This is a genomic window from Halococcus sp. PRR34 (genome assembly GCF_028617175.1).
Lineage (GTDB): Archaea > Halobacteriota > Halobacteria > Halobacteriales > Halococcaceae > Halococcus > Halococcus salifodinae.
On record NZ_JAQJDA010000021.1, the window covers coordinates 47,400 to 58,971 of the forward strand.

Consider the following 11,572-nt stretch of genomic DNA (forward strand, 5'->3'; position numbering starts at 1 on the left):
TGCTGCGTACGGTTTGTTGCGCGTGTTTGGTCGTATACTGGTAGTAGTGTGAGAGTTCCACCTGGATGGAAGAGTGGAGGAATTCGGTGTGGAGCTGTGTGATCAGCGACGACGACCACGACCACGACTATGAAAGCCCCCGGAGACGCTCGAGTCCCGCGGCTCGCTGCGCTCCTCGCTTCGCTCCGGTGCTTGCGTCGCCGGGGTTCCCCGAGCGCTCCGGCCCCTTTCAGTCCCACCCACTGCAGACCGCTCTGCAACCGCTACCACTACCGCGACCGCAGAGAAACCACGCGCGCGTTCCTCACGCACGGACTGGACCGCCTTCAGCTCCACAACGGCACCGCCACCGGCGTTTCCTCGTGCCGCGCGGACGCTCGCTTCGCTCGCTCTCGCAGGGCCAGCGCGCACGCGTGCCGCGCGCACGGAATTCCGCGACGGCCCATCCGGGCCGTGGGCGAGCCGCGGGGCGCGAGCCCGGCTCAGCCTCACCCACGGGCTTCCAGCGCCGAGGGCGGCGCTGGGTCCGGGGGTTCGCTTCGCTACGCCGGTCCGCCACCCCACCCAGTCCTCCAGTCTTCTTCTCGGCGCGCGCCCCGATCCTCACCCCGTGGTAGGGGTTCGGATCGGCCCTTCAGGTTCCGTTGCGTCGTTCACGGACCTGTGCGCCGCCTTGACCTCCCTGCGGTCGGCCGGCGGCGGTGCTCGGTCAGTTCACGACGGACGGGTGCGACGCGCTGTCGAAGACTCCCTCACCCCGCTCTCTCCGCACTGCCCGAGCGGGGATTCGGTCGCCCCGTTGGGGTTTCCCACGGCGCTGTCGCGCCGGCTAGATTACTCTGACGCCACCTAAAGGCCCCGGTAGTGCTCGTTGCGACGCGCTTTCGCCCTTTCGCGTTCCAGCCTCCCCGCCCGGCGCGCGCTTGCCGAGCCAGCCCGCGACCCCGCTCGCTCCGCTAGCGCTTCGCTCGGGGGTATACCGGGGCGGCTCGCCTGCCCGCGCCAATCGGCTGGACACGATGACGACACGACGGACTGCGCAGACGCGGGGCCGAGACCGGGTTCGAACAGCCGCACCGCTCCGCGCTCACCCGGAACCGGCACCCGCCCGCGCTTCGGACAGCCGCACCACGCCGCGCTCGCGCGGCGGAACCATTAGGTGGCGACGCTTTGGGGCCGCCACTTGCCGGCAGCCCGCGACCCCGCTCGCTCCACACCGCGCTCGGGGGTGTATCGGACTGCCGCTGTGTGGCGGCCCGTCGCTTCAGAGCATAGGTTCAAGTGTAGGCAGGCGGGTGGGCCGCGGGCGGTTGCGGCAGTAGCCGACTCGCCGCAGTGGTGGTTGACTGGTGGTTCGCACGGTAGTTTGTGCGCCCTAACGGGGCGAAGGGCGCATGGATGTGTCTCGTCGATGAGACGGCGAGACGCGGTTGATGAGACAACCACGCCCCAATCGAGTAACAATGAGTTCTAAGAACTCCAGCAGTAAGACGGTTTCGGTCGCACAGGATGAAATCGAGAACGGTGTGGACGCGGAAGCGGGTGCGGAGCGGTGTGCGACGCGGTTCAGAGAGCGGGGGAACGAGGGGACGAACGGGCACGTGACGGCGGCTGACACGTTCACTGCGCCCACGAGCGTGACCCAACGTGAGGGTGAAAGCGGCATCGGTCGGGATAACATCGCCCTCGATGTGCGCGAGGACGATGCGGGTGGCGTCACGAGCCCGGTCGCAGCACAGGTCGAATCGGATGACATCTTGGCTCAGGTAGGTACGACGGAGCGTGGACAGGCCACCGTGAGCTCGAAACAGCGCGAGATGGACATCGAGACTGAACAGGGTGACAATGTGGTCTACATGGGGAATTTCGATTTCGCCGACACAGGTGACGATCCCTACGATTGGACGTGTGCCTTCGACGATCAGAGTCGGACGCTCGAACAGGAGGAGCGTGCGGCCGGCGTCGAAGCCGAATTCGATCGTCATCATGAACGTGCCCACGCCGCCCACGAGCGCGGCGAAGAGCCCGAGCGGGCCAGCGCAGAGGCCAACAAGCGGTTGGCTCGATCGTGGCTGCCCACGCCCCGTGGGAGGAAGGTCAAGGAAGTGCGAGAAGAGATGAAAGCCGAGGAGGCGAAGCCCCACCCCCGAGTGCGGGACGGTGCGAAAGAGGTCGCTGGTGAGATCTACGAGGCGGCCAGGAGCATTCGAGAGAAGTACGCGGAGGCGTGCCCGGATGTCCACCTCATCGCGAAGGATATCGCCGAGCGCGTCGCGGATGGTGACGAGCTGAATGCGGCGATTCTGGCGGCTGACGAGCGTGCGGGGAGCACGCGGCCCATCTCGGGGCAACGTCAGTATATCAAGGACATCTCGAAGTGGCAGTGGGATGCGACCATCGAAGGCGAGGTCGTCACGTTGTGGGAACCGAATGACCCGTGGAGTCAACAGCAGGTCGGGCTGGTCGATGATGGTTCAGGCCAGCAGTGTAAGGTCACGATCTGGAACAATTCCTACAAGGACACGGTGCTTCACGAGGGTGATCGGGTGCGGATCATCGATGGGGAGCCGGATCGGTACAACGGGCGGCCAACCCTGGCTGTCTCCGGTCGAACCGAGATTCAAGTGCTCGAAGAGGGTGACGGACCAGCGCCCCAGGGGGCGCGCTGGTACAATCCTCCGAACTTCGACGAGCCATCGATGGAAGAGATCGCGCGGCGGCGCACCTATCGACATCGAAACCCGAAACGGCGGTTCTCGGCCAATCCGAACAAACGATTCGAGAAGTGAGATAGAGCAAGGCGGTCTTTTTTTTTTTGGTGTCTGCAACCACCCGCGCGCCTTCGGCGCGCGTCCTCCCCAGCCTCCTCCCTGCGGGGCGCACTGGCGTGCGCCTCCTCGGTCGTCCCTCGCGCGTTCTGCCGGCTTCGCCGGCATTCATCACGCGCCACCGCTACCGCTGCTCCCACGGCCTACGAAGTTTGCTGGAGTGGCTGAATCCCGCGGTTTGATTTGTTCTCCCCTGAAGGGGTGAGGTGTTCAAGAGATGAGCGACAGTGAGAACTCGTCCTCGGGGGTGCAAGAGGCCGACCCAGACGTGCAGCCGTACGTCGATGCGGCCGACCGCCTCGAGCGCACGCTGGACGCCCAACTCCAGACAATCCGAAACATCGACTCGCGGGCCGGGTTCATCATTCGTGTGGTCGGAATTCTGCTCGGCGTGGTCGTGTCGGCAGCGTCAATCCTAGCAACGGTAAGCACGAACGCCACAGGAGGTGGCCTGGCGTTCTCGGTGGTGGCCATGGCTGCGGCGATCGTGGGGACAGTAGGATTGCTCGGGGCGATGGTCATCGCCATCATCACGTACCTGAGCAGCAATCCCCTCGCCGGGCTTGAGTACCAGACAGCCGACCTTCTGAGTTCGGCGAACTACGAACCGAACCTGAAGACGCACCTGCGCCGGACGCTTGGCGTCTACGCCTATGCACTCCAAGTGAACGGTAGAGTCATTCAGGTCAACGCTGCTCGGTTCCGCCTATCGCTAGTGGCACTTGTGAGTGGAGTGGTCTATGGGACGCTGGCGGCAGCACTCGTGGTCGCTCAGCTCGGATCACTCGTACTCGAAGGTGGATTGTTCGGGGTCGTCACGCTGGCGACGGGTCTGATCGTGTGGTACGTGCTGACGGAAAGATACAAAGTCGCGCAACCCCAACTGGAGCATACCAATGAGTAAATCTACGGCCGATTCAGGCGAGGAAGAGGAACTGACTGAGCAAGAACGGCGCAACAAGGAACTCGAAGAGGAGACCGGCGCGGTGGTACAAACCGAGCACGGTGAGCGCTACCGCGCACTCGTGATCTCTAACACCGGCGATCGCGACGAACCGACCTCGGTCTGAGCGGCGCTCTCAGGTCTTTCTTTTTCGGTGTGTGGCCACCCGCGCTCTTCGAGCGCGTCCTCCCCAACCTCCTCGCGTCGTGCCCATGTGGGCACTCGCTCGTCCCTCGCGCGTTCTGCCGGCTTCGCCGGCATTCAGCGCGCGCCACCGCTACTACGACTGCGACTGCGGCAGCAGAACCCCTCATCACACGCGTTTCTCACGTGCGACCTCAAAAGAACGCCACTTATTTCGGAAGTATAGATCTGATACAATCCTTTAGTGGTAGGGGTTGACAGACTGTACCGTCGTTGTAGTGCCTCTGTAGTTGGAAGACCGATTGAACGTCGGCCAGTTTGTCATCCCCCAGTGGGGTGAGGGCGTTCGAGAGATGGGTTCGTCGTGGGGAGAGCGACGGACAGCAACGCCTCTCACCAGTACAGCAGCAGGTGAGGGGTGGTTAAGCCCTCAGGCATGCAACCATGAGCACTAGCACTCAGAGCGGTAAGGCGGTTTCGGTCGCACAGGACGACAACTACAGCGAGTGGGCGCGGCAGACGACTCCCGATTACGAACCAGTCGTCGAACTTGAGGAAGATCGAGTCGGCAGCATGAATCACCTTTTGGGGTGACCACTATCGATTTCTTTTTTCTGTCGTTGATCTTTCCGAGCTCTCAGCACGGTATGTTCGCCACACAACCGCGACGCGTGGCACTCGTGCTACGCTGTTTCCAGTCGGCTATCCGCCACCGTATTTGCCGACGGTGCCAGCCTACTGCAACCGCAGGCCGCAGTTTTTCACCCCCGTAGGGGTGAGGGGCGGCGAAGCCCCGCGGACGTAGCGACAGTCGGTTTCGTTCTCATGGATCGAGTCAGTTCACAGTCGAGACTGGCTCACGGGAACGAGAGCGAAGTCATCGGTTCCGCTCCGCGTCCGCTCAGCAGTTTTATTCCCCACAGAGGGGTGTAGGGTCGAGAGCAATCGAAGCTCGATCTGGCCCATCAAACGAGAGGTAGTTCCACCAATGTCCGTGCAATCCACCAGTGGTTCGATCGTCGAACAGTTCCAGAACAACGCCGATGTCGCTGTCGATCCCGAGAACGTCGAAGAGCGCGTCACGACGCTCATCGATGACTATCAAGTGCCTGAGGCCGAAGCACGTCGAAGCGTTGTGAGTCACCTCCTCGATGAACACGAGGTCGATCGCGATGCGTTCTACGACCAGTCGGGGTCGGGTGGTAACGACCTCGTCGGGTGTGATGAAATCGAGACTGCCGAGCAGTGGGTTGACCTGGAGGCCGAGGTCGCCCAGCTGTGGGAGCCCAAGAGTGAGGCGATCGCTCAGGTCGGGCTGCTGGCCGACGAAACCGGGCGAATCAAGTTCGTTTCGTGGGCTGCATCGGACCTTCCCGCACTCGAAGAGGGTGAAGCGTACTCGCTCTCGAACGTCGTTTCGGACGAATACGACGGGAAGTTCTCGGTCAAGCTGAACAAGACGACCGAGATCGAGCGCCTCGACGAGGAGATCGACACCGCCGATGGATCGGAGTCGTTCACCAGCGAGGGCGCGCTGGTCACGATCCGGCCGGGTAGTGGCCTCATCAAGCGGTGTCCCGAAGAGGACTGCTCGCGTGTCCTGAATGATGGCCGGTGTTCGGAACACGGCTCGGTCGAGGGCGAGTTCGACATGCGGATCAAGGCCGCCCTCGACAATGGTCACGAGGTCGAATCGGTGATCTTCGATGCTGAAGCCACCGAGGCCGTCACGGGATGGTCGCTGGACGAGGCGACGAGCGCAGCGATGGACGCGCTCGATACCACAATCGTCGCCGAAGAGTTCCGATCCCAGCTCGTGGGGCGGTACTTCGAGATCAACGGGCCGAAGGTCGGGGAGTATCACCTCGTGGATGAAGTCGAAGAGAGCAGTCAGGATGTCGCGTTCGAGGCGGACGCGGCGCGGCTGCTCGACGAGCACTTCGACGCAGAGATGGCCTGAATCGAGTTCTAAGCAGGCCATCGTTCGCGATCGGTGGACGCAGCGTTCCGACCGCGCCGTGACGGCGACGGTCCGCAGTTTTTCACCCCCGTAGGGGTGCAGGGGTGACAGAGACGTGGAGTTGTGCCACGTAGCGTTGTACCCCAATCGAGGTTCGATCAATCATGAGTTCGAGTGCCAACAGCGGTAACGACGGTCGTAGCAATCGCCAGCCAGCCAAGCGTGCGTTCGCGGCGGAGTTCGAGGATGCATCGGAGATCTTCCAGGACGGTGACGACGAGCGGTCGCCGAAGTTCGCGGTGTTGCCCACTGGAGCGAACGCGAATCGAGTGTTCGCGGTGGGAACCCTGACCCAGACCAAAGATGTCGCCAAGGGCGGCGATAATGAGTACTGGCAGGCGCGTGTGGTCGATCGGACGGGGACGTTCTTCGTCTACGCAGGGCAGTACCAGCCCGAAGCGATGGCCGCGCTGCGGAGCATGGAGGCTCCCGAGTACGTGGCAGTGGTCGGTAAGCCCCGATCGTACGAAACGGATGACGGCGACATGCGGGTGTCGCTGACTCCCGAATCGATCACGGTGGTCGATGAGGCAACGCGCGATCGGTGGGTCGTCGAGACTGCCGAGCAGACCCTGGAACGTATCGAGGCGATGGACGTCGAGATTCGCGAGGGCGATTACAGCGAGGACATCGGACGCGCGCTCGAAGCCTACAACGAGGACGCCCCTCTTGGCGAATACGAGCAATCTGCGAAGGAGGCGCTGGCGCAGGTCGCCGGAGTCGAGGGCGAGATCGAAGGTGACGACGAGAGCGAGGCCGAAGCCAGATCTGAGTAAGAACCCAGGTAGAGCTCATCTCTTTTTTGGTGTGTGGCCACCCGCGCCTTCGGCGCGTCCTCCCCAACCGACTCGCTCTCTCCACACCGCCCGAGCGAGTCCCTCGCGCGTTCTGCCGGCTTCGCCGGCATTCAGCGCGCGCCACCGCTGCCGTTTAGCAGTGCTGAGCCAGCCTTATGTAACAGTCCCCTTTCATAGGGTAGGAGATTGTTACATAAGGTAAAATGGACACCAGCCGAGCCCGTGCCAGAATTACCGTCAAGTAGGCACGCACCGCAGTAGTTTTATTTTCCCCGGAGAGGTGAGGTGACACAACCACGATGAGTGGGTCAGATGGTCAGGTGAACGGTGGCGGCGCACAGCAGTGGTCGCGCCCGCAGCACGCTGTCGCGTATCAGGAAGCACGGGCAGTGCTGAACGCCCAGCAGCAGCGCAAGAGCAACCTCGACGACAAAGCCTTGCGAACGACACGACTCACGACAGTCGTTGTCGGGGCACTCGTCACAGCTGTCGAGGCATTCGGCCTTTCGGTGGTCGAACCGGCAGGTATTCTCGGCATTGGGCTGTTAGTGGTGTCGTTCGGCGCAGCAATCGTCGTCTATAGCTTCCAGGGGCCGTATCTTGGTCCCGGTGAGAGCGATCTTGCCGAACTCGTTGCGATGAGCGACGAGGATTGGGAGCAGCAGTTCATCAATCAGATGGGCAAATGGATCGATATGAACCGAGATCGACTCAGCAGGATTTCGGTGTGGCTGATCGCTGGCGACGTAGCGCTGTTCGCCGGTGTTCTCGCCACCCTGTACGCGATAGCGATATAAGTATGGAACAGTCATACTCACCCATGGCCGAGACCGAAGAGAGCGAGAAAACGTTCCCCCGTGACGGTTCGGGAGCTACATGGGGATCACCCGCAGAAGCGGTCCAGGGATGGATACGCAGGGTGAGAAACCGCTTCCAAAACGGCCGTTCAGACTCCGACTCCGACGCAGAGGAATGAGCGATCGCACGGATCACAAATCAGATCTGTCGATCGAAGAGTGGGGTGCGACCTGGGGGTCGCCAGCCCGCATGGCCCGTCGACTGCTGGATCGGTTCCGAAACGGGACGCAAAACGGGACCACTCCTTCTGAATCCGACTCGGAGTAACCCAGTCGTCTTTTTTGCTCTGTGACCACCCGCTCGCTTCGCTCGCGTCCTCCCCAGCCGACTCGCTCTCTCCACACCGCCCGAGCGAGTCCCTCGCGCGCGGACTGCGCTTCGCGCAGTCACGCACGCGCCGCCGCTCCGGAACCGACCGTTGTGGTTTGTCTCGGTCACGAGCCGTGAGCCATGCTCGAACAACCGAGTGCTTCCCAGCATCCCTCCCGCGGGCTCCCAGTCGCGAACGAACTGCCCGATCTCCAGGGGTGGGAGTGGAAGCTCTATGCACCGAACACGTACGAATGCGGTACGACAGCAGTCACAGCCCGGAAACGACTACTCGAAGAATCCGAATCGTTACCCGGTGAGGACCGGTTCGCGTACGTCATTTCGGGCCTCGCCGAATATCTACTCGCCCACGGCGTTTGCGAGATCGCCGTTCCGCAGTACTATTCCCGGTTCCACGACGAGTTCGACCCCGTCATCGCCGAATGGACCATCGAACGGCACGGCAGCGCTCTCGGCATCGATGCGAATCTCCTCGAATGGACAGTCCGACTCGCCGAAGGCAAAGGCCGCATCGACCACGACGCGCTCTCGGTCTATCTGTGTGACAATCGTACGCTGGTCGTTACGGGTTCGCGGGGCGCGTTCCTCGTCGACGTGGCTCCACTCAAACAGCGCTCGCTCGATCAGACGCCACCACCAGCGGAACGGGTCGATATCCATGGATTCGTCGTTCCAGAGGCTGACCCCGACCACCAGCGCGGGCTTCGGCGATTCATCGAGATTTTCGACCGCCACGCCGAACCGACGCTCACGAGCTACAAACACCTCAGCGACGGGAAACACGTCTTCGAGACCGACACCGGCCGCGATGTGTACGCCGGATCGCAACTCCGCCATCTCGCCCGGATGACCGTCGACGAAACCGATCTTCGGGGAGCCTACAACTACGATCTCGACGGCGATACCCACCAGAGTGTCTGGGACAGCGAGACCGCCAGCCACGCGCTCGGCGACGAGACCCATCTTGGGACCGTCGTCGGCTTCGAACACATCTGGACCGAGAAAGAGCACATCATGAGCAACACGCTTTTCGAGCTTCAATCGAAGGCGAAATATTGGTGCTTCCAGCCGCGTCCGCAGCGATATTCGCACTTCGACTTCCAGGTGGGATCACTCGATGGGAAGATCGACACGTTCGCGAACGGATCCTGAGTTCGTTTCTGAGTTCGTTTCTGTGGTATCCACCAGCAGTTTGTTCGCTCTGGAGGACTGAGAAGACCAATGAACTGGGTACAACACGCTGTTGCAGCGGCCGACCTCGTCTCGGCACAGCTCAGCAGGGCAAACACGAGATGCTTGCGACAGCCGCTTCAGTCGCTTCGAATCGTGCGCGAAACGGCGACGGATGCGGTGATCACCGCCCACCTCGAGCAAGCACGCGAGGACGTTTCAAAGGGCAACCGAGAGGGCTTCGAGCGCCATTGCGAGTACGCGGGGCAGCTCGCTCGCTGGCACGCTCCTGACCGGTTGGATGATATCGAGCGCCTGTTAGAGACCCACTCTGATCGACACACGGACTCGCTGAGCCGTCGATAGCCTGCTTTCCGGGTGCGTTCGCCAGCAGTTTGTCTGCCCCCAGAGGGGGTGAGATGCTGGTAAATTGCCTCCGGCACCCGTTCCGGACGCTCAAGCAGGTCCACGCAACGCTCATTCATCGAACCATCACCGCGAATCTCGACCAAGCGCGCGAGCACGCTGCCAACGGCAACTTCGAAGGTTTCGAGCGCCACTGTGGCCACGCCGAACGACTCGCCGAGCGCCACGCCCCGAGTCGTGTCGACGACGTCGGCCGGATTGCGGCCGCGGGTCCCGATCTGTTCGGTGACTCGACTGACGCGAGCCAACCAGAAGCTACCAGGAAGACTGCCAATGTCTGAAAGCGACTGTGAGTTGCCCACTCGGTCTGAAACCGTCGAACAGGTTGAGTGGAACGACCGCTTCGCTGAAAACATCCCGAGCTATCTGAGCGAGGAACAAACCCAAGCACGGCTACGAACCGGAATCGAACGTGGATTGAATGCGCTCTGGGAAGAGCACGGCCGACTCACTGATATCGAGATCGAGACCGAGGTCCACCGGAGCCGTCTCGAACCCCAGTGCAGCTACCTCGAAGTCGAAATCGAGGCTGTCTCGGTACGGTGGTCGCGGTAGCAGAGCGCGGTGCGGGAAGCAACGCTGCGGTTGGCGGCGGAACCTGCGGAAGCGGCGGTGCGGCGGAGCAGCAGGGCGGTTCGGCGGTGTCGTATGGCCTTATGTAACAAGACAAGGAAGGTGGGTCCCAGTCGTTACATAAGGCCCTAACGGCGGCGTTTACAGCCGTTCCCGAACGTGATCGACTACACAGCACGGACGAGTGGCACCGGACCGCAAGCCCCAAACCGCGGACTGCAACGTCTGAACCGCGAACCAAGAACCGCGACCGCCTCAGCATTTTATTTCCCCCAGAAGGGGTGCAGGGTCGAGAGAAACGATCATCGGCCCAATCGGAGACTCGAACCATGTCCACGGAATCCAAGCAGATGGCCGGCGAGGCACAGACTCAGAACAACGCGGAAAGCGGCGGTAGCAGCGGTAGCGGCGGTAGCGGCGGTAGCGGTGTCGACTACCCGACTGGGTGTGCGGCGATCAACAGCACTGGCCGGTGGCTCGACATGGAAGTCGAAGTCCTCGAACTGTGGGACTACGGTTCGGTGGATGCAATCGCACAGGGTGGTCTGCTCGGCGATTCGTCAGGCTACATCCGATTTGTCACGTGGGCGTCGTCGGACCTCGATGAGCTCGAAGAGGGCCAGTCGTACGCGCTGGAGAGCGTCGTTTCCGGCGAGTTCGAGGGCAACTACACGGTCAAACTCAATTCGGAAACCGAGATCACGGAGATCTCCGGCCCGGCTGCCGAGCGCGATCACCTCGCTGCTGACGGCGATACTGCCGTGGCGCTGGGGACGATCGATTCGGCCGACAACTGGATCGACGTCAAAGCCGAAGTCGACCAGCTGTGGGAGCCCTCCACCGACAGCATCGCCCAAGCCGGGCTGCTCTCAAGCCGGTCGGGGTCGATCAAGTTCATCTCGTGGGTCACTTCAGATCTGCCCGAGCTCGAAGAGGGTGAAACGTACAGGCTCGAAAACGTCGTGACTGACGAGTATGAAGGACGGTACTCGGTGAAGCTCACTTCGGAAACCGAAATCGAGCAGCTGAACGGCGTGGTCGCGGTGACCAAGTGACGGTCAGGCTCTTCCACTACTCTCTTTTTTTGGTCTTCGACCACCCGCGCCTTCGGCGCGTCCTCCCCAGCCGACGGCCGGCGCGGCGCACCTCCGTGCGCCGACTTGGCCGTCCCTCGCGCGCGGACTGCGTCTCGGCGCAGTCACGCACGCGCCACCGCTACCGCACAAATTCCATCCTTAGCCTCTCTCGGCGTGTCCTTTATTTCGTTGTGGAGGAACAGACAAGCATGAACACTATCCACGAGATCACCGAGTTGACGTTGGCAGCTCGTCAGTTCCACCCACCAAAGGGAGAGAACTGAACAATGCCCTCGCAGAACGGACCGTCACCGCCAAAGCCCGAATCGGTTGGTCGCGTCGCAGAATCCTTTAGAATCGGGACGATACCCGTCGGCAAGAAGCCGTAGCTGATACCTGAAAGGAAG

At 62.1% G+C, this 11,572-nt stretch carries 12 protein-coding genes; all 12 read left to right on the forward strand.

Going from position 1 to position 11,572, the window contains the following annotated elements:
• Nucleotides 1–1,463 precede the first annotated feature (1,463 nt).
• The 12 genes from PHA81_RS17625 to PHA81_RS17680 all read left to right on the forward strand — a co-directional run bounded on the left by PHA81_RS17625 (nt 1,464) and on the right by PHA81_RS17680 (nt 11,144).
• A complete protein-coding gene (locus tag PHA81_RS17625; RefSeq protein WP_273837832.1) occupies nt 1,464–2,789 on the forward strand; it encodes a hypothetical protein in 1,326 nt (441 codons plus the stop codon).
• Between the two features lie 256 nt (nt 2,790–3,045).
• Nucleotides 3,046–3,732 (forward strand): hypothetical protein, encoded by a 687-nt coding sequence (locus PHA81_RS17630; protein ID WP_273837834.1) that lies wholly within the window; start codon nt 3,046–3,048, stop codon nt 3,730–3,732.
• Entirely contained in the window at nt 3,725–3,898 is a 174-nt protein-coding gene (locus tag PHA81_RS17635; protein ID WP_273837836.1) for a hypothetical protein, read from the forward strand. Before PHA81_RS17630 ends, PHA81_RS17635 begins: the two co-directional genes overlap by 8 nt.
• Before the next feature lie 461 nt (nt 3,899–4,359).
• Complete coding sequence (locus PHA81_RS17640) at nt 4,360–4,509, forward strand: hypothetical protein (protein WP_273837838.1); 150 nt, start codon at nt 4,360–4,362, stop codon at nt 4,507–4,509.
• A gap of 394 nt (nt 4,510–4,903) precedes the next feature.
• Nucleotides 4,904–5,875, forward strand: coding sequence for a replication factor A (locus PHA81_RS17645; protein WP_273837840.1), 972 nt, complete (start codon nt 4,904–4,906; stop codon nt 5,873–5,875).
• 164 nt (nt 5,876–6,039) lie between these two features.
• On the forward strand, nt 6,040–6,711 hold the full coding sequence (locus PHA81_RS17650; protein WP_273837842.1) for a nucleic acid-binding protein: 672 nt from the start codon (nt 6,040–6,042) through the stop codon (nt 6,709–6,711).
• Between the two features lie 320 nt (nt 6,712–7,031).
• Nucleotides 7,032–7,529, forward strand: a complete 498-nt coding sequence (locus PHA81_RS17655) for a hypothetical protein (RefSeq protein ID WP_273837844.1) — start codon at nt 7,032–7,034, stop codon at nt 7,527–7,529.
• Nucleotides 7,530–8,040: 511 nt separating this feature from the next.
• Nucleotides 8,041–9,072 carry a hypothetical protein gene (locus PHA81_RS17660; protein ID WP_273837847.1) on the forward strand — a complete coding sequence of 344 codons (1,032 nt, stop codon included), beginning with the start codon at nt 8,041–8,043 and terminating at the stop codon, nt 9,070–9,072.
• Nucleotides 9,073–9,141: 69 nt separating this feature from the next.
• A complete protein-coding gene (locus PHA81_RS17665) occupies nt 9,142–9,456 on the forward strand; it encodes a hypothetical protein (RefSeq protein WP_273837851.1) in 315 nt (104 codons plus the stop codon).
• A 53-nt stretch (nt 9,457–9,509) separates the two neighbouring features.
• Complete coding sequence (locus tag PHA81_RS17670; protein ID WP_273837854.1) at nt 9,510–9,797, forward strand: hypothetical protein; 288 nt, start codon at nt 9,510–9,512, stop codon at nt 9,795–9,797.
• On the forward strand, nt 9,790–10,071 hold the full coding sequence (locus PHA81_RS17675; protein WP_273837857.1) for a hypothetical protein: 282 nt from the start codon (nt 9,790–9,792) through the stop codon (nt 10,069–10,071). The genes PHA81_RS17670 and PHA81_RS17675 overlap by 8 nt, the downstream gene beginning before the upstream one ends.
• 347 nt (nt 10,072–10,418) lie before the next feature.
• Nucleotides 10,419–11,144: a replication factor A gene (locus tag PHA81_RS17680; RefSeq protein WP_273837859.1), complete on the forward strand. Its 726-nt coding sequence runs from the start codon at nt 10,419–10,421 to the stop codon at nt 11,142–11,144.
• Nucleotides 11,145–11,572: the final 428 nt, after the last annotated feature.

What these genes read in the sequence shown, in the direction of transcription:
- PHA81_RS17645 (WP_273837840.1), top strand. Translation starts at nt 4,904, where the DNA reads ATGTCCGTGCAATCCACCAGTGGTTCGATCGTCGAACAGTTCCAGAAC.
- PHA81_RS17640 (WP_273837838.1), top strand. Translation starts at nt 4,360, where the DNA reads ATGAGCACTAGCACTCAGAGCGGTAAGGCGGTTTCGGTCGCACAGGAC.
- PHA81_RS17630 (WP_273837834.1), top strand. Translation starts at nt 3,046, where the DNA reads ATGAGCGACAGTGAGAACTCGTCCTCGGGGGTGCAAGAGGCCGACCCA.
- PHA81_RS17650 (WP_273837842.1), top strand. Translation starts at nt 6,040, where the DNA reads ATGAGTTCGAGTGCCAACAGCGGTAACGACGGTCGTAGCAATCGCCAG.
- PHA81_RS17670 (WP_273837854.1), top strand. Translation starts at nt 9,510, where the DNA reads ATGCTGGTAAATTGCCTCCGGCACCCGTTCCGGACGCTCAAGCAGGTC.
- PHA81_RS17625 (WP_273837832.1), top strand. Translation starts at nt 1,464, where the DNA reads ATGAGTTCTAAGAACTCCAGCAGTAAGACGGTTTCGGTCGCACAGGAT.
- PHA81_RS17675 (WP_273837857.1), top strand. Translation starts at nt 9,790, where the DNA reads ATGTCTGAAAGCGACTGTGAGTTGCCCACTCGGTCTGAAACCGTCGAA.
- PHA81_RS17660 (WP_273837847.1), top strand. Translation starts at nt 8,041, where the DNA reads ATGCTCGAACAACCGAGTGCTTCCCAGCATCCCTCCCGCGGGCTCCCA.
- PHA81_RS17680 (WP_273837859.1), top strand. Translation starts at nt 10,419, where the DNA reads ATGTCCACGGAATCCAAGCAGATGGCCGGCGAGGCACAGACTCAGAAC.
- PHA81_RS17655 (WP_273837844.1), top strand. Translation starts at nt 7,032, where the DNA reads ATGAGTGGGTCAGATGGTCAGGTGAACGGTGGCGGCGCACAGCAGTGG.
- PHA81_RS17665 (WP_273837851.1), top strand. Translation starts at nt 9,142, where the DNA reads ATGAACTGGGTACAACACGCTGTTGCAGCGGCCGACCTCGTCTCGGCA.
- PHA81_RS17635 (WP_273837836.1), top strand. Translation starts at nt 3,725, where the DNA reads ATGAGTAAATCTACGGCCGATTCAGGCGAGGAAGAGGAACTGACTGAG.